The organism is Pseudomonas sp. MWU12-3103b, from assembly GCF_023100615.1.
GTDB classification, from domain to species: domain Bacteria; phylum Pseudomonadota; class Gammaproteobacteria; order Pseudomonadales; family Pseudomonadaceae; genus Aquipseudomonas; species Aquipseudomonas putida_A.
This window is the reverse complement of record NZ_JALMEY010000017.1, coordinates 56,410-71,500: the sequence shown is the minus strand read 5'-3', so window position 1 is coordinate 71,500 and position 15,091 is coordinate 56,410. Positions and strand designations below refer to the sequence as shown.

General features: G+C 58.9%; 14 protein-coding genes. 4 read left to right on the top strand and 10 right to left on the bottom strand.

Features of this window, described 5'->3' with window-relative positions:
* Window positions 1-124: 124 nt before the first annotated feature.
* From carA to grpE, 5 genes are all read right to left on the bottom strand, one after another.
* Window positions 125-1,261: a glutamine-hydrolyzing carbamoyl-phosphate synthase small subunit gene (gene carA, locus M0808_RS23235; RefSeq protein ID WP_027610776.1), complete on the bottom strand. Its 1,137-nt coding sequence runs from the start codon at window positions 1,259-1,261 to the stop codon at window positions 125-127.
* A gap of 257 nt (window positions 1,262-1,518) precedes the next feature.
* A complete protein-coding gene (dapB, locus tag M0808_RS23230) occupies window positions 1,519-2,325 on the bottom strand; it encodes a 4-hydroxy-tetrahydrodipicolinate reductase (protein WP_134785409.1) in 807 nt (268 codons plus the stop codon).
* A 9-nt stretch (window positions 2,326-2,334) separates the two neighbouring features.
* Complete coding sequence (gene dnaJ / locus M0808_RS23225) at window positions 2,335-3,459, bottom strand: molecular chaperone DnaJ (RefSeq protein ID WP_003221522.1); 1,125 nt, start codon at window positions 3,457-3,459, stop codon at window positions 2,335-2,337.
* 297 nt (window positions 3,460-3,756) lie between these two features.
* Entirely contained in the window at window positions 3,757-5,673 is a 1,917-nt protein-coding gene (dnaK, locus tag M0808_RS23220) for a molecular chaperone DnaK (RefSeq protein WP_003221521.1), read from the bottom strand.
* Between the two features lie 102 nt (window positions 5,674-5,775).
* Window positions 5,776-6,342 carry a nucleotide exchange factor GrpE gene (gene grpE, locus M0808_RS23215; RefSeq protein WP_007961425.1) on the bottom strand — a complete coding sequence of 189 codons (567 nt, stop codon included), beginning with the start codon at window positions 6,340-6,342 and terminating at the stop codon, window positions 5,776-5,778.
* Between the two features lie 240 nt (window positions 6,343-6,582).
* Here grpE and recN point away from each other — a divergent pair, with 240 nt between their 5' ends.
* Window positions 6,583-8,256: a DNA repair protein RecN gene (recN, locus tag M0808_RS23210; protein ID WP_210559116.1), complete on the top strand. Its 1,674-nt coding sequence runs from the start codon at window positions 6,583-6,585 to the stop codon at window positions 8,254-8,256.
* A gap of 75 nt (window positions 8,257-8,331) precedes the next feature.
* On the opposite strand, the gene fur is transcribed toward recN, so the two are convergent.
* On the bottom strand, window positions 8,332-8,736 hold the full coding sequence (gene fur, locus M0808_RS23205; protein WP_003221515.1) for a ferric iron uptake transcriptional regulator: 405 nt from the start codon (window positions 8,734-8,736) through the stop codon (window positions 8,332-8,334).
* A 97-nt stretch (window positions 8,737-8,833) separates the two neighbouring features.
* On the opposite strand from fur, the gene M0808_RS23200 reads away from it, so the two are divergent.
* Window positions 8,834-9,361 carry an outer membrane protein assembly factor BamE gene (locus tag M0808_RS23200; RefSeq protein ID WP_247842549.1) on the top strand — a complete coding sequence of 176 codons (528 nt, stop codon included), beginning with the start codon at window positions 8,834-8,836 and terminating at the stop codon, window positions 9,359-9,361.
* A 61-nt stretch (window positions 9,362-9,422) separates the two neighbouring features.
* Here the strand turns inward: M0808_RS23200 and M0808_RS23195 are convergent, their stop codons facing one another.
* The 3 genes from M0808_RS23195 to M0808_RS23185 are packed head-to-tail and all read right to left on the bottom strand — an operon-like array spanning window position 9,423 to window position 11,575.
* Window positions 9,423-9,737 (bottom strand): RnfH family protein, encoded by a 315-nt coding sequence (locus M0808_RS23195; RefSeq protein ID WP_183784723.1) that lies wholly within the window; start codon window positions 9,735-9,737, stop codon window positions 9,423-9,425.
* Window positions 9,730-10,164, bottom strand: coding sequence for a type II toxin-antitoxin system RatA family toxin (locus M0808_RS23190; RefSeq protein ID WP_003221509.1), 435 nt, complete (start codon window positions 10,162-10,164; stop codon window positions 9,730-9,732). Before M0808_RS23190 ends, M0808_RS23195 begins: the two co-directional genes overlap by 8 nt.
* Window positions 10,165-10,171: 7 nt before the next feature.
* The gene (locus M0808_RS23185; protein WP_007961408.1) at window positions 10,172-11,575 is read right to left on the bottom strand and encodes a sodium-dependent transporter; all 1,404 of its coding nucleotides are present in this window, start codon (window positions 11,573-11,575) and stop codon (window positions 10,172-10,174) included.
* Window positions 11,576-11,694: 119 nt separating this feature from the next.
* Between M0808_RS23185 and smpB the strand changes: the two genes are divergently transcribed.
* Window positions 11,695-12,177, top strand: a complete 483-nt coding sequence (smpB, locus tag M0808_RS23180; protein WP_003221505.1) for an SsrA-binding protein SmpB — start codon at window positions 11,695-11,697, stop codon at window positions 12,175-12,177.
* Between the two features lie 102 nt (window positions 12,178-12,279).
* Here smpB and M0808_RS23175 read toward each other — a convergent pair whose 3' ends face one another.
* Entirely contained in the window at window positions 12,280-13,047 is a 768-nt protein-coding gene (locus tag M0808_RS23175; RefSeq protein WP_247842548.1) for a GntR family transcriptional regulator, read from the bottom strand.
* Between the two features lie 261 nt (window positions 13,048-13,308).
* Between M0808_RS23175 and M0808_RS23170 the strand changes: the two genes are divergently transcribed.
* Entirely contained in the window at window positions 13,309-15,003 is a 1,695-nt protein-coding gene (locus M0808_RS23170) for a lactate permease LctP family transporter (protein WP_247842547.1), read from the top strand.
* Window positions 15,004-15,091 lie beyond the last annotated feature (88 nt).

Genomic DNA, 15,091 nt, shown 5'->3' with positions numbered 1-15,091 from the left:
GTTTGTCACTCAAATCCGCAGGTCAGTCGGCAAGCCGTCTTGATCGATTTCTGAAGCCCTGAGGGGCGCCACCGGTGTCGGGGCCGCCCTCGAGGGCTTCTCGCTACAGTCTCAAGGCGAACGCTTAGCGTCGCTTGGCCATCTCGTTGATGAAGCGGTCGAACAGGGGCGCCACATCGTTCGGGCCCGGGCTCGCTTCAGGGTGGCCCTGGAAGCTGAACGCGCTCTTGTCAGTGCGCTCGATGCCTTGCAGGGTGCCGTCGAACAGCGACTTGTGGATCGCACGCACGTTGGCCGGCAGGGTCGCTTCGTCAACTGCGAAACCGTGGTTCTGGCTGGTGATCATCACAACGCCAGTGTCCAGATCCTGTACCGGGTGGTTGGCACCGTGGTGGCCGTGACCCATTTTCAGGGTCTTGGCGCCGGAGGCCAGAGCCAGCAGTTGGTGACCGAGGCAGATACCGAATACCGGAATCTCGGTTTCCAGCACTTCCTTGATCGCCTTGATCGCGTAGTCGCAAGGCTCCGGGTCACCAGGGCCGTTGGACAGGAACACGCCGTCCGGCTTGAGTGCCAGCACATCGGCAGCCGGGGTTTGCGCCGGCACCACGGTCACGCGGCAGCCGCGCTCGACCAGCATGCGCAGGATGTTCAGTTTGACGCCGTAGTCGTAGGCAACCACGTGGTACGGCAACTCGGAGGCTTCGATGGTCGCGTGGCTGTCGGTCTTCAAGTCCCAGACAGTGGAGCGCCATTCGTACTTTTCCTTGGTGCTGACGACTTTCGCCAGATCCATGCCCTTCAGGCCCGGGAAGCCTTGCGCGGCGGCAATTGCAGCTTCTTCGGAGATGTTGTCGCCGGCCATGATGCAGCCGTTCTGTGCGCCTTTTTCACGCAGGATGCGGGTCAGGCGACGAGTATCGATACCAGCGATTGCCACAACATTGTTGGCTTTCAGGTAGTCGGACAGGGACATCGTGTTACGCCAGTTGCTCGCTACCAGCGGCAGGTCACGAATCACCAGGCCTGCGGACCATACGCGGTCAGACTCGGCGTCTTCCGGCGTGGTGCCGGTGTTGCCGATGTGCGGGTAAGTCAGGGTAACGATCTGCTGGGCGTAGGAAGGATCGGTAAGGATTTCCTGATAGCCGGTCATTGCGGTGTTGAACACCACCTCACCAACGGTTTGACCGTCGGCTCCAATGGCTTCGCCGCGAAAAATGCTGCCATCAGCAAGGGCGAGTATGGCTGGCTTAGTCAAGAAGACCTCCCGTAAATAACGCATGAAAGGGCAATCGCAGGTTGTAAAAAAGCGGAGTGACGTATGGACACGTCACCCCGCTTCTTCACTGAATTATTCTGCGCGCTTTTAGTGGACACACTAAAGCTGTAGCTTACAGAAAAAGGCTTTTTTGGTCCACCGCTAAAGAGCCTAAAAGGCCGGAGAATGCGACAGGCCGTCGCGCGGTGCAGAAAAACCAGCGCAAACCGGGCGTTTGCGCTGGGTAAAGCAGTCAATCAATGCAGGTCGAGCACGTCCTGCATGTCGTACAGACCCGGCTCGCGACCATCCAGCCACAACGCCGCACGCACCGCACCCTTGGCGAATGTCATGCGACTGGAAGCCTTGTGCGTGATCTCCAGGCGCTCGCCTTCGCAAGCGAACAGCACGGTGTGATCGCCGACCACATCACCACCACGCACGGTAGCGAAACCGATGGTTTCCCGCTCGCGCGCACCGGTGTGGCCTTCACGGCCATAGACCGCAACCTTCTGCAGATCACGATCCAGCGCCTCGGCGATCACTTCACCCATGCGCAGGGCCGTGCCCGAAGGCGCATCGATCTTGTGCCGGTGATGCGCCTCGATGATCTCGATGTCCGCATCATCGCCCAGCACCCGAGCGGTCATTTCGAGCAGCTTCAGCGACAGATTGACCCCAACACTGAAGTTGGCCGCGAAGACGATCGGAATATCCTTGCCCGCTTCGGCCAACAGTTGCTTCTGCGCAGCATCGAGCCCGGTGGTGCCGATGACCATGGCCTTGCCAGCCTTGCGACAGAACGCGAGGTTTTTCAGCATGACTTCCGGCAGGGTGAAATCGATCAGCACATCGAACTCTTCAGCCACCGATTCGAGATTGCCGGACAACGGCACACCGATGCGACCCAGCGAAGCCAGCTCACCGGCATCCACCCCGATCAGCGTACTGCCGGGACGAACGATCGCCGCGGTCAGGCCGGTCAGCGGCGCGCGCTGTTGCACGGCCTCGACCAGAATCTTGCCCATGCGCCCGGCGGCGCCCATCACAGCTATACGTCGCATGCCGACTCCTTACAGATCGCCGAAGAAGCGCTTCACGCCATCGAACCAACCGGTGGTTTTTGGCGAGTGACTGTTGTCATCCGCCAGCGAGCTGCGGAACTCTTCGAGCAATTCGCGCTGACGACGATTCAGATTGACCGGGGTCTCGACCGCTACGCGGCACATCAGATCGCCCGCACCACCGCCACGCACTGGCGCCACGCCTTTGCCGCGTACACGAAACTGCTTGCCGGTCTGGGTGCCTTCAGGGATTTTCAGTTTGACGCGACCGTCGAGGGTCGGGATTTCCAGCTCGCCACCGAGCGCCGCATCAACGAAGCTGATCGGCACTTCGCAGAACAGATGTTTGCCATCGCGCTGGAAGATGTCGTGCTCGCGCACGTTGATCACCACGTACAGGTCGCCGGTCGGGCCGCCCTGGGTGCCCGCCTCGCCCTCGCCAGACAGACGAATGCGGTCGCCGGTATCAACGCCAGCCGGCACCTTCACCGACAGGGTCTTGTACTCTTCGACGCGACCGTCGCCGTGGCAGGAATCGCACGGATCGGAAATGATCTTGCCTTGGCCATGGCAGCGCGGGCAGGTCTGCTGCACCGAGAAGAAGCCCTGCTGCATGCGCACCTGACCGATGCCGCCGCAGGTCGGGCAGGTCGATGGCGACGAGCCTTTCTTCGCGCCGGAACCATCGCATGGCTTGCAATTGACCAGCGTCGGAACGCGAATATTCACGGTGGTACCGCGTACCGCTTCTTCCAGATTCAGCTCCAGGGTGTAGCGCAGATCGCTGCCACGCTGGGCGCCGCCACGGGAACCGCCGCGACCGCCACCGAAGAAGTCACTGAAGACATCGCCAAAGATGTCCGAGAAATTCTGCCCGCCGAAACCGGCGCCACCGCCACCCATGCTTGGGTCGACGCCAGCATGACCGTACTGGTCGTACGCCGCGCGCTTGCTCGAATCGGACAATACTTCGTAGGCCTCGTTGGCCTCTTTGAACAGTTCTTCCGACGCTTTGTCATCGGGATTACGGTCCGGGTGATGCTTCATCGCCAGACGACGATAGGCCTTCTTCAGGTCTGCATCGCTTGAACCACGCTCTACACCCAATACTTCGTAATAGTCACGCTTTGCCATAAGTCTTTTGCACTCTTGAGGACGTTCGGCAAACCCCTCCTGAGGATGGCCAAACTCGTTGAGCCCCAATACAGGCCCGGACCCAACTCACGTCAATTCAACGATCCTGGTCTTTGTTTCTTTTGGTACTTGCGGCGCGAAAAGCAGGAGCATTCCCGGCCATACCAGCAGCAGGCAAACCTTGTCGCATGCTGTAAAAATTCGTGTATTCCAGATACGCCAACGCGGGAGCAAGCTCCCGCGCGGCGACATCCTACCAGTCACCGCCGCAAGGCAGTCAACCGGCCGACCAACAACTTACTTGTGGTCTTTGACTTCTTCGAACTCGGCATCGACAACATCGTCAGCCTTTTCAGCTTTCTCGTCGTGCGGCGCCGCGCCTTCAGCAGGCTGAGCCTGTTCGGCGTACATCTTCTGAGCAACCGGAGCCGAGACTTTCGACAGCTCTTCGATCTTCGCTTCAATGGCAGCCTTGTCGTCGCCTTTCACAGCGGCTTCCAGTGCAACCACGGCAGCTTCGATCGCGGTCTTCTCTTCAGCGCTGACCTTGTCGCCCGCTTCGGTAACCATTTTGCGAGTCGAGTGAACCAGTGCATCACCCTTGTTACGGGATTCAGCCAGTTCAGCGAACTTGCGGTCTTCCTCGGCGTTCAGCTCGGCATCGCGAACCATCTTCTGAATTTCTTCATCCGACAGACCGGAGTTGGCCTTGATGGTGATCTTCTGCTCTTTACCGGTCGCCTTGTCTTTCGCACCAACGTGCAGGATGCCGTTAGCGTCGATGTCGAAGGTCACTTCGATCTGTGGCACGCCACGTGGAGCTGGTGGAATGTCGGCCAGGTCGAACTTGCCCAGGGACTTGTTCTGTGCGGCTTGCTTACGCTCACCTTGCAGAACGTGAATGGTCACAGCGCCCTGGTTGTCATCGGCAGTCGAGAACACTTGCGATTTCTTGGTAGGAATCGTGGTGTTTTTCTCGATCAGCGCGGTCATCACGCCACCCATGGTTTCGATACCCAGGGTCAGCGGGCTGACGTCGAGCAGCAGAACGTCTTTCACGTCACCGGCCAGAACGGCGCCCTGAATCGCAGCACCCATGGCAACCGCTTCGTCCGGGTTCACGTCTTTACGAGCTTCTTTACCGAAGAAGTCGGTCACCAGCTTCTGCACCAGCGGCATACGGGTCTGACCGCCGACCAGAATCACGTCGTTGATCGCGCCAACGTCGATACCGGCGTCTTTCATGGCGATGCGGCAAGGTTCGATGGTGCGCTGAACCAGGTCTTCAACCAGAGCTTCGAGCTTGGCACGCGAAATCTTCACGTTCAGGTGCTTAGGACCGGTAGCGTCTGCAGTGATGTACGGCAGGTTGACGTCGGTCGACTGAGCGGACGACAGCTCGATCTTGGCTTTCTCAGCGGCTTCTTTCAGGCGCTGCATGGCCAGCGGGTCACCTTTGAGGTTCATGCCGCTTTCTTTCTTGAATTCGTCAACGAGGTAGTCGATCAGACGAATGTCGAAGTCTTCACCGCCGAGGAAAGTGTCACCGTTGGTGGCCAACACTTCGAACTGGTGCTCGCCGTCAACTTCAGCGATCTCGATCACGGAAACGTCGAAAGTACCGCCACCCAGGTCGTAAACGATCACGGTGTGATCGCCCTTGGCCTTGTCCATACCGTAAGCCAGAGCAGCTGCGGTTGGTTCGTTGATGATACGTTTAACGTCCAGACCGGCAATGCGGCCGGCGTCTTTGGTCGCCTGACGCTGGCTGTCGTTGAAGTAGGCCGGAACGGTGATCACCGCTTCGGTCACAGGCTCGCCGAGGTAGTCTTCGGCGGTCTTCTTCATCTTCTTCAGAATTTCAGCCGAGATTTGTGGCGGCGCCATTTTCTGGCCGTTCACTTCAACCCAGGCGTCGCCGTTGTCAGCCTTGGCGATTTTGTACGGGACCATCTTGATGTCTTTCTGTACGACTTCTTCGTCGAACTTGCGACCGATCAGACGCTTCACCGCGTACAGGGTGTTGTGCGGGTTGGTCACTGCCTGACGCTTGGCCGACTGACCAACGAGGATTTCACCATCGTTGGCGTAAGCGATGATCGACGGCGTGGTACGCGCGCCTTCGGCGTTTTCGATAACTTTGGCTACGCCATTTTCCAGCACGGAGACGCAGGAGTTGGTAGTCCCCAGGTCGATACCGATAATTTTGCCCATGTTCACTCTCCCGAAACTTTGGATTTTGTTGCCGCAGCAGTGGTGGCTAACTGCGGTAATACTTAAACGCTTGACTTCTAAATGGGGGCCTTGCGGCTAATTTCAAGCCTTCTCGTCAATCGAAGGCGAAATTGGCGCCGGCGCCTTGCTGACCACAACCATGGCCGGACGCAACAGGCGGCCATTGAGCTGGTAGCCCTTCTGGAACACCTTCAGAACGCTGTTCGGTTCGACGTCGGCGCTTTCCTGCATGGCCATCGCCTGATGGTGAACGGCATTGAACGGTTCGCCATGCGGATCGATCGCTTCAAGCTGGTAACGCTTGAGGGTGTCGTGGAACATTTTCAGGGTCAGCTCGATGCCTTCGCGCATCGGACGGATGCTTTCGTCGTCCGGGCTCGACAGCTCGAGGCCGCGCTCCAGGCTGTCGACGATCGGCAGCAGGTCACCGGCGAATTTTTCCAGCGCAAACTTGTGCGCCTTCTCGACATCCTGCTCGGCACGACGGCGGACGTTCTGCAGATCGGCAGCTACGCGCAGCGACTGATCCTGCGCGGCGGCCAACTGCTCTTCGAGCACTTGTACACGGGTCGCCAGGTCGTCACCCGAAGTTTCGGGCGCCTGATTGGCTTCTGGATTTTGCGTATCTACTGTCTGTTCGTCAGCCATAGAATTCTCCTTTCAATTACGTCCGCGAGCTGTACTCGCGCTTCTGCCCCGATATATGGGGCCGCAAAATCAGGCTTCAAGGGCCTGCAATGATTAACCCTACAAAAAAGTGCTGCATTGTCATTCCCGCTCGGACTAAGCACTTGATCGGATCAAGCAAATCGAGCTAAGCGAGGGCATTGTCAGCCTGAAACAAAACACTGTATAAATAACCAGACCTAAAGCCTGGGAGCGGCCTTTATGCTGGTGCACCTGTCCGTACATAACTACGCCATCGTTGAACATCTCGATCTCGAACTCGATCGCGGGATGAGCGTGATCACAGGGGAAACCGGCGCCGGCAAGTCGATCATGCTCGACGCCCTGGGCCTGACCCTGGGCGATCGCGCCGACAGCGGCGTGGTTCGCCCAGGCGCCGACAAGGCCGACATTCTGGCCACCTTCGATCTGGTCGACATTCCCGAAGCCCATGCCTGGCTGGCCGAACGCGATCTCGAAAACGACGGCCCATGCATCCTGCGTCGGGTGATCACCGCTGAAGGCCGTTCGCGTGGCTATATCAATGGTACGCCCTGCCCGCTCGGCGATCTCAAGGCTCTCGGCGAACTGCTGATCGATATCCACAGCCAGCACGAACACCAGTCCCTGCTGAAAACCGATACCCATCGCCGCCTGCTCGATGAATACGCCGGTGCCACCGATCTGGCCCGCCAGGTTCAACTGGCTGCGCAGCGCTGGCGCCAGACTCGCCAGGAGCTGGAGCGCCTCTCCAACTCCGGCGACGAACAACGCGCGCGCCACCAACTACTCAGCTACCAGCTCGAAGAACTGGAAAACCTCGGCCTCGGCGACAACGAGCTGGAACAGCTGGAGCAGGAACACAAAAACCTGACCAATGCCGAAACCCTGCTCGGCATTTGCCGACAGGTGGTCGAGCAGTGCAGCGAAAGCGATTCCGGCAACGTACTGAACGCACTGACCGCCAGCCTCAATCGCCTGTCGAGCGTGAACAACTCGGTTGGCGCACTGGGCGAAGCCAGCAGCCTGCTGACCAGCGCGCAGATCCAGGTCGAAGAAGCCGTGGGCGAACTCAATCGCTTCCTCGACAACTTCGATGCCGATCCGGCGCGCCTGCAGTATCTGGAAGAACGCCTCGACGCAATTTACACCCTGGCCCGCAAGCACCGGATCCAGCCAACCGAAGTCGCCGAGATGCAGCAGAAGTTGCTGGATGAGATCGAAACCCTTAACGCCAACGACGAATCTATCGAGCGCCTGGGTGAAGAACTGGCGTCCTACGCACGCCATTATCAAGAGAAGGCCCGCGAGCTGAGCGACTTGCGTCATCAGGCCGCCGGCAGCCTTGCCAGCGCCGTGGAGCAGGAAATCCAGCGCTTGGGCATGCCGGGCGGGCGCTTCACCATTGAATTGCGCGCCAATAGCAGCGACGAACTGCTGCCCAATGGTCTGGAACAGGTTGAACTGCTGGTCAGCGCCAACCCCGGCCAGCCACTGAAGGCGCTGGCCAAAGTGGCCTCCGGCGGCGAGCTGTCGCGGATCAGTCTGGCGATTCAGGTGATCACCGCGCAGACCTCACGGGTACCAACCCTGGTATTCGACGAAGTGGACGTGGGTATCGGCGGGCCGACCGCCGAAATCGTCGGCCAGTTGTTGCGACGTCTTGGCGATCGCGGGCAGGTACTGACCGTGACGCACTTGCCGCAAGTGGCAGCGCAGGGTCATCAGCATTTGTTCGTGCACAAGGTGCGTGGTGAACAGGCGACTCACACCGCCGTGTCCAAGCTGAGCAAGAACGACCGTATAGAAGAAGTGGCGCGGATGCTGGGCGGCATCGACCTGACCAAAGAGTCTTTGGCTCACGCAAAAAAAATGGTGGTTACCGCAAAAGTATAAGAGCAGCAGAAAGCACGAAGGCGACCCTTGGGTCGCCTTCGTTCGTTTCGCGAACCTGAAATTCGCGCGACATGCTTACTTTTTCTTGCGTACGTACAGCACCAGATTGTGATCTACCAGATCAACACCGTGCTCCTCGGCAATTGCCTTCTGGAGCTTTTCGATTTCCGGACTGACGAATTCGACGACTTCACCGGTTTCCACGTTGACCATGTGGTCGTGGTGGCCACCGTCGGCCAATTCGAATACCGCGTGGCCACCGTCGAAGTTGTGACGGACCACGAGGCCAGCGGCTTCGAACTGGGTCAGAACACGGTAAACCGTGGCCAGACCGACGTCCTCGCCCGCTTCCATCAACGCCTTGTAGACGTCTTCGGCACTCATGTGACGCTGCTCGGTAGAGTCGAGCATTTGCAGGATCTTGACCCGTGGCAGGGTCACTTTGAGGCCGGCTTTGCGTAGTTCGCTATTTTCAACCATGGTCAGCTTTCTCGCGATGCTGCTTCGCAGCTTCTCTTAATGCGGGTATGATCGGCGTTTACGTTGTCCCAGCCAAGATAGTGGAAGTCGCCCACCGATGCAAAACACCAAGCTCTTGCTAACCAGTTTCACCTTTGTGGGACTGCTCGCACTCGCCGGTTGTTCATTCCCCGGGGTTTACAAAATCGACATCCAGCAGGGCAATGTCGTCACGCAGGACATGATAGACCAGTTACGCCCGGGAATGACCCGTCGGCAAGTACGGTTTATCATGGGTAACCCTCTGCTGACCGACACGTTCCATGCCGATCGCTGGGATTATCTGTACAGCCTGCAACCTGGTGGCGGTGAACGCCAACAGGAACGCATGAGTGTTAATTTCAACTCCAACGACCAGCTTGTCAGCCTGTCCGGTGACTTCATGCCGGGCGTGAGCCGTGACGAAGCCATTCTCGGCAAGGACAGTGGCACCAGCGTGACCGCCCCTGCTGAAAACGCCGAGAAGCCGAAGCCGGAACAACCAGCCAAACCAGGCTCCTTGCTGGATTCGATCCAGAAGGACGTGGACGGTGTTGAAACCGTTCCGGTTCCGACGCCTGAACCGCTGGACACCTCGCCGCAGTAAGGTGCGAGGCAATAAAAAACCCGGAATTTCCGGGTTTTTTATTGCCTGCGATTTGGCCCATCTACTGATTTCGCGCTTTCGCCTCGGCAGCCTTGGCCGCGCGCAGACGCCGCACCTCTTTCGGGTCAGCCAGCAATGGTCGGTAGATCTCGATGCGATCCCCTGCCTGAATCAAGCGAACCTGTGAATCAGCCACCACCTTGCCGAAGATTCCCAGCGGACATTCGTTCAGGTCCAGCTCCGGAAATTCATCGCCAATACCTGACTTGAGCACCGTCTCACGCACTGTCGTCCCTTCAGGAACGCTCAAAGTGCGCAAGATCTGACGATCCACGGCGGCATACACCACCTCAATCTCGATCACCGGCTCAACCATGCATCTGCTTGGCGCGCTGGCAGAACGCATCCACCAACGTATTCGCCGCCTGATTGAACAGCGGGCCGAGTGTCGCGCGCACCAGCGGGCCGGCGTAGTCGAAAGACAGGTCAAGACTGATCTTGCAGGCCTTCTCGTTCAACGCCTTGAAGACCCAGACGCCATGCAGTTGGTTGAACGGGCCTTCTTCCAGGTTCATCTCGATCGATTGCCCCGGCACCAGCGTATTGCGCGTGACGAAGTGCTGACTGAGGCCACCCTTGGCCACGCCAACGCTGGCACGCATGTGCTCGGGCGAACTCTCCAGCACCTCGGCGGACGAGCACCACGGCAGGAATTCCGGGTAACGCGCGACGTCGTTGACCAGGTCGTAGAGGAATTGCGCCGGGTATGGCAGCAACGCCGAACGTTGAATATGTGTCGTCATGTAAGCGTTACTTCCAGAGCTGAGCGGCAAACACTACCAGAATGCCGATGGGCGCCACGTAGCGCATCAAGAACAGGGACAGGGCAAACAGCGCCGGGTTACGAATCGACAACTCGTCACGCACCGCCTCACGCCCCATCACCCAACCGGCAAACAGCACGAAGCACAAGCCACCGAGCGGCAACATGATCCGCGAGGTGAAGAAATCAATCACGCCGAAGAAGTCCAGACCGCCTGCCGCCCCCCATTGGTAGAGGTGAAACAGCCCGCCATCGTTCACGAAAAATTTGGCTTCCTTCCAGATATTGAAGGAGAAAACCGTACCCAGACCGACGAACCAGCAAATGAATGCCAGCCAGAAAGTCACCCAGCCACGGCTGATTTTCGTGCGTTCAACCAAATAGGCAACCATCGGTTCGAGCAGGGAAATCGCCGAGCTCCAGGCGGCAATTGCCACCAGGACAAAGAACACCACGCCCATCAACTGGCCGAAAACCACGTTACCGAAGGCAAATGGCAGACTGACGAACATCAGGCCCGGACCTTCGCTAGGGTTCAAACCGCCAGCAAACACAATCGGAAACAATGCCAGACCGGCCACCAGCGACACGAAGGTGTCGAGCAGTGCCACACCGACCACCGTGCCGGACAACGAGGCTTCCTTGGTCATGTAAGCGCCGTAGATCATGATCGAGCCGACGCCCACGCTCAGGGAAAAGAACGCATGGCCCATGGCGGGCAGCAAGCCGTCGAGGACTTTTTCCGGGTGGAAATCGAACATGAAATGCACGCCTTCCATGAAATGCCCGGTGGTCATGCTGTAACCCAGCAACACCAGCACCATCACGAACAGCAGCGGCATCATGATCCGCAGACTGCGCTCAAGCCCGGCAACCACGCCTTTGGCGATCACCACGGCCGACAACAGCATGAAAACTGTGTGCCAAAGTGTCAGGCGCCAGGGATCGGAGATGACATTGCCGAAATAAGCGCCGACCTGCTCCGCCGTGGCGCCCTGGAAGTCGCCGCGCCCCATGTCGATGATGTAATCCAGCGACCAGCCGCCAACCACACTATAGAAAGACAGGATCAGCAACGCCGTGATCATCCCGGCAAATGCGCCCCACGACCACTTGCCCGAATGCCCGGCTTCCAGCGCCAGCACCTTCAGGGCGTTCGCCGGACTTTGCCGTGCGCGGCGGCCGATCAGGGTTTCAGCCAGCATGACCGGGATCCCGATCAGGGCGATGCAGGCCAGAAACATCAGCACGAAGGCGCCGCCGCCGTAGACCCCGACCATGTAGGGGAATTTCCAGATGCTGCCCAGTCCCACGGCCGAACCGGTCGCGGCGAATATGAAAACCCAGCGGCTAGCCCAACTGCCGTGGACAGAAACCTTGTCTGTCGACATTGAATATCACGCCCAAGCGTTAGAAAAAGAGGCCGCATTGTCCGGGATTCACTCAACGTGCTCAAGCACGCAGCATCACCGTAGCCGAGGACCGTTTATCTCCATATAATGCCGCCCCTATGGCTAAACAGAAGAAACACCCAACAGGGACCATCGCGCAGAACAAAAAGGCGCGACACGATTACTTCATCGAACATCGTTTCGAGGCTGGTCTGGTCCTGGCCGGCTGGGAAGTAAAAAGTCTGCGGGCAAGCAAGCTGCAACTGGTCGACAGTTACGTGCTGCTCAAGGATGGCGAAGCCTGGCTCCTCGGCAGTCACATCACGCCGTTGATGACCGCCAGCACCCACGTCATCGCCGATCCGACCCGCACCCGCAAACTGCTGCTGAACAAGCGCGAGCTGGAAAAACTCGCCGCTGCCGTGCAACAGAAAGGCTACGCCTGCGTGTGCCTGTCCTTCTACTGGAGCAAGCACATGGTCAAGTGCGAGATCGCTCTGGGCAAGGGCAAGAAGGAATACGACAAGCGTGACACCGAGCGCGAACGCGACGCCGGTCGAGAGCTGCAGCGCGCCGTGCGCAACAAGGGCAAGGAAGAATAATTTTCCTGCTTTAAAAGATCGCAGCCTGCGGCAGCTCCTACACAGGAATGAGAATTTCCCTGTAAGAGCTGCCGAAGGCTGCGATCTTTTTGCCTCTAAAAGCTACATTCCCTTGCGCCGCTCCGCCCGAGCCATGCGCTGAACTTCCTGCCGCACCTCCTCCAGCACTTCCTGCACATACAGAATGTGCCGACTGGAAACCTCCCGCGCCTGCTCCGCACGCCCCTCGATAATCGCCAGATACAGCTCCCGGTGCTGAGAGATCAGCATGTCGCGGGTTTCCGTGCGCTGCTTGTACATGCCGCCAATGTTGGTCACCACGTTGCGCTTGAGCAGATCGAACAACCCGCGAATGGTGTGCAGCAGCACTGCGTTGTGGCTGGCTTCGGCGATCGCCAGATGAAACTTCGCATCCGCCGCCCCTTCTTCCGCCCGGCTCACTTCGTCATGTCGCGTGTAGCAATCCTGCAGCTCGTTGAATGCTGCAGTAAGACGCTCACGATCCACATCCGTGGCGCGCAATGCGGCGTAATAGGCACACGATGCCTCCAGAGTGTGCCGAAATTCCAGCAAGTCACGCTGCGCTTCGGGGTTGCTCTCAAGCAGCAATAGCAGGGGATCGCTGAAGGTCGAGCCAAGCGTATCCACCACATAGTTACCGCCACCCTGGCGACTGACCAGCAAGCCTTTGGCCGCCAGTTTCTGAATCGCTTCGCGCAAAGACGGACGCGACACGCCGAACTGCTCGGCCAAGGCGCGCTCGGCCGGAAGCCGCTCACCGGACTTCAGCGTGCCCTCGAGGATCATCCCCTCGAGGCGCTCGACAATATCGTCAGACAAACGGCGCTGACGAATCTGATCAAACCCCATAACTCATTTCTCCACGATCCCGACCGCTCGCCGGGCTCTCTATTCTGGCCTATCGGCGCCCCGCCGACACCTGTCAGCGCACATTCGCCCGACCGGATCAGATGCCCTCTGCACCGCTTATTCGACAAAAGTTTCAGGGCGACAAATTGACACACCGATATCAAGGCTTTTACCCTAGCCAACAGCGATTGTAAATTGGTATTACCAATTAACCAAGAACGCTGACAGTGCCTGACCAACAACAATTAGGGGCCACCCCATATGCAAACCTGGCAACAGCTCTATACCCCGCTCGGCAGTCTCGGCGTCTCCGCTCTTGCGGCCGTCATCCCCATCGTTTTCTTCTTTCTCGCGCTGGCGGTGTTCCGCCTCAAGGGTCACGTGGCCGGCAGCATCACGCTGGCCCTGTCGATTGCCGTGGCGATTTTCGCCTTCCACATGCCGGTCGACATGGCCTTCGCCGCGGCCGGATACGGCTTTGCCTACGGTCTGTGGCCGATTGCCTGGATCATTGTCGCGGCGGTGTTCCTCTACAAACTGACGGTCAAGAGTGGTCAGTTCGAGGTCATTCGCAGTTCGGTGCTGTCGATCACTGACGACCAGCGCCTGCAGGTATTGCTGATCGGTTTTTGCTTCGGTGCGTTCCTTGAAGGTGCTGCCGGCTTCGGCGCGCCTGTAGCGATCACCGCCGCGCTGCTGGTCGGCCTCGGCTTCAATCCGCTGTACGCCGCCGGCCTGTGCCTGATTGCCAACACCGCGCCAGTAGCGTTTGGCGCACTGGGCATTCCAATCATTGTTGCCGGGCAAGTGACCGGCATCGACGCGTTCAAGATCGGCGCCATGACCGGTCGCCAACTGCCACTGCTGTCGCTGTTCGTGCCGTTCTGGCTGGTGTTCATGATGGACGGCCTGCGTGGCGTGCGTGAAACCTGGCCGGCAGCACTGGTCGCAGGCCTGAGCTTCGCCGTGACCCAGTACTTCACTTCGAACTTCATCGGCCCGGAGCTGCCGGACATCACCTCGGCCCTGGCCAGCCTGATTTCCCTGACCCTGTTCCTTAAAGTCTGGCAGCCAAAACGCACCGCCGGTGCACAGATCGCCGGCGCCACCTCGAGCGCAGCGATTACCGCCAGCGTCGGCGGTTTCGGCCAGAAGCGCACCACCGTCGCTTCGCCTTACAGTCTTGGGGAAATTTTCAAAGCGTGGTCGCCGTTCCTGATCCTCACCGTGCTGGTGACCATCTGGACCCTCAAGCCGTTCAAGGCCATGTTTGCCGCCGGCGGTTCGATGTACGCCTGGGTGTTCAACTTTGCCATCCCGCACCTTGACCAACTGGTGATCAAGACTGCTCCGATCGTCGCCACCCCGACCGCCATCCCGGCCGTGTTCAAACTCGACCCGATTTCCGCGACCGGTACCGCGATTTTCTTCTCGGCGCTGATCTCGATGCTGGTACTGAAGATCAATTTCAAAACTGGTCTGACCACTTTGAAAGAAACCTTTTACGAACTGCGCTGGCCTATTCTGTCGATCGGCATGGTGTTGGCGTTTGCCTTCGTCACCAACTACTCAGGGATGTCTTCGACCATGGCGCTGGTCTTGGCCGCGACCGGCGCAGCCTTCCCGTTCTTCTCTCCGTTCCTCGGCTGGCTGGGCGTGTTCCTCACCGGCTCGGATACCTCGTCCAACGCGCTGTTCAGTTCGCTGCAGGCGACCACCGCGCACCAGATCGGCGTCAATGACACCCTGCTGGTAGCCGCCAATACCAGCGGCGGTGTGACCGGCAAGATGATCTCGCCACAATCGATCGCCGTGGCCTGCGCCGCGACCGGGCTGGTGGGTAAGGAATCGGATCTGTTCCGCTTCACTCTCAAGCACAGCCTATTCTTTGCCACGATTGTCGGCCTGATCACTCTGGCCCAGGCCTACTGGTTCACCGGCATGCTGGTGCACTAAACCTATAAACAAAACGGAAATAACCGACGCCGGCTGGTGATTCCGGCGTCAGCAATTCACACCCCGGTCTGTAAGGCTGCTGAAAGCA